Origin of the sequence: Streptomyces sp. BE20 (assembly GCF_036322525.1) — a bacterium.
Taxonomy (GTDB): Bacteria; Actinomycetota; Actinomycetes; order Streptomycetales; family Streptomycetaceae; genus Kitasatospora.
Map to the genome: position 1 here is coordinate 1 of NZ_JAQYWW010000745.1, position 2,492 is coordinate 2,492.

Genomic DNA, 2,492 nt, shown 5'->3' on the forward strand with positions numbered 1-2,492 from the left:
GAGGCGTTGTCGGCCGGGTTGGCGGAGCGTCTGGTGCGTGGGTGCGGTCGGGTGACGAACGTGTACGGGCCGACGGAGGTGACGGTGTGGGCGACGGCGGCGGAGTTGGCGGCCGACCACCGGGGCGTCCCCGCCATCGGCGTGCCCTTCCCGCAGGTCCGCGCACTGGTCCTCGACAGCGCCCTCCAGCCGGTGCCGACCGGTGTGCCGGGTGAGCTGTACCTCGCGGGTGAGCAGCTGGCCCGCGGCTACCTCGGGCGGCCCGGCCTCACCGCGGGCCGCTTCGTGGCGGACCCGTACGGCCCGGCCGGTGGCCGGATGTACCGCACCGGTGACCTGGTGCGGCGCCGTGCCGATGGGCAGCTGGACTTCCTGGGCCGGGTGGACGACCAGGTGAAGCTGCGCGGCTTCCGGATCGAACTCGGTGAGGTGGAGGCCGCGTTGGCCGCCCTGCCGGGCGTCGGCCGGGCCGTCGTCCTGGTCCGCGAGGACGTGCCCGGGCAGCAGCAGCTGGTCGGCTACGTCACGGGCACCGGCGGTACGGACGCAACCGCGGACGGCACCGGCGCCGAGGCGGAGCCGCCCGCCCCCGAGGAGCTGCGCCGGGGTGTGGCGGCGGTGCTGCCCGAGTACATGGTCCCGTCGGTGGTCGTGGTGCTGGAGGTGCTGCCGCTGACGGCCAACGGCAAGACCGACCGCCGGGCGCTGCCCGCCCCGGACCGGGCCGTCACGGCCGGTCGGCTGCCGGCCACCCCGGCCGAGGCCGTGATCTGCGGCATCCTCGCCGAGGTGCTCGGCCTGACCGCCGTGGGTGCGGACGACGACTTCTTCGCGCTCGGCGGCCACTCGCTGCTCGCCGCCCGCGCCGCCGGCCGGATCCGGCGGCGGCTGGGCGTCGACGCGGCCATCCGGGACGTCTTCGAGGCGCCCACCCCGGCCGCGCTCGCCGCCCGCGTGGCGGGCCGGACCGCCGTCGAGCGCCCCGCGCTGACGGCCGGACCGCGCCCCGACCCGCTCCCGCTCTCCGCGGCGCAGCGCGGCCTCTGGTTCCAGTACCAGGTCGAGGGCCCGAGCGCGACCTACACCATCCCCTTCGTCGCCCGGATCGACGGGACCCCCGACGTGGCCGCGCTCGCGGCGGCGCTGGCCGACCTGACGGCCCGGCACGAGAGCCTGCGCACCGTCGTCGGCGAGCGGGACGGGGAGCCGTACCAGCGGGTGCTGACCCCGGCCGAGGCGGCCGAGGCCGTGCCGCTGGGCGTCCTCGACGTCCCGGCCGACCAGGTCGACCGGGAGATCGCCGCCGCGCTCGCGCACCGCTTCGACCCGACCGCCGAACCGCCGCTGCGGGCCACCCTGCTGAGGGAGCCCACCGGTGCCGCGACGCTCGTCGTCGCCCTGCACCACATCGCCGGCGACGAGGCCTCCCGGGGGCCGCTGATCGCCGACCTCCAGGCCGGCTACCTCGCGCGGCTGGCGGGCCGGGCCCCGGAGTTCGCCGAACTTCCGGTCCAGTACGCGGACTTCGCGCTCTGGCAGGCGAGTCTGGACCAGGCGGCGCCGTTGGCCCACTGGCGGCGGGCGCTGGCGGGGCTGCCGGAGGAGATCCCGCTGCCCGCCGACCGCCCCCGGCCGGCCGTTCCGAGCGGGCGGGGCGGCCTGGTCGCGCGGCGACTGCCCGGACCGCTGGCCACGGCCGTCCGTCGGCTGGCCCGGGAGAGCGGCACCAGTGTCTTCATGGTGGCGCACGCGGCGGTGGCGGCGTTGCTGCACCGGCTCGGCGGTGGTGACGACGTCCCGTTGGGCACGCCGGTCGCCGGGCGCGGCGGGGAGGCCGCGCTGGACGGGCTGGTGGGCTTCTTCGTCAACACGGTGGTGCTCCGCGCCGACCTGTCGGGCGATCCGACCTTCGCCGAACTGCTCGACCGGGTCCGGGCCGCGGACCTGGCCGCCCTCGACCACGCCGACGTGCCGTTCGGCCGGGTCGTCGAGGTCGTCAACCCGCCGCGCGCGCTCGGCCGCCACCCGCTCTTCCAGACCCTGGTGTCGCACAACACCGTCACCCTGGACACGTCGGTGATGTTCGGCCACCCGGCCCGGATGGAGCAGGTCGACCCGGGCACGGCCCGCTTCGACCTGGAGTTCACCTTCGCCGACACCGCGCACGGGGACGATCTCGACCTGCGCCTGTTCTACTCGGCCGACCTGTTCGACCGGCCGACCGCCGAGGCCCTGTCCGGCCGGCTGCTGCGGCTGCTGGAGCAGGCGGTGGCCGATCCCGCCGCGCGCGTCGACGACCTGGAGCTGCTGGATCCCGCCGAACTGGCCGGGCTGCTCGCCCCCGGCGACGTGGTGGGTGTGGTTCCGGTGGCGGGTTCGGTGGTGGAGCGGTTCGAGGGGTGGGTGCGGGAGGCGCCGGGTGCGGTGGCGTTGGTGGTGGGTGGGGAGTCGTTGACGTACGGGGAGTTGGGGGAGCGTTCGGCGCGGTTGGC

At 76.6% G+C, this 2,492-nt stretch carries 1 protein-coding gene; it reads left to right on the forward strand.

The window, feature by feature from the left end; all coding sequences use genetic code 11:
- Positions 1 to 51: 51 nt before the first annotated feature.
- On the forward strand, positions 52 to 2,492 hold a 2,441-nt coding region (locus PUR61_RS16180), incomplete at its 3' end, for a condensation domain-containing protein (RefSeq protein WP_329879546.1).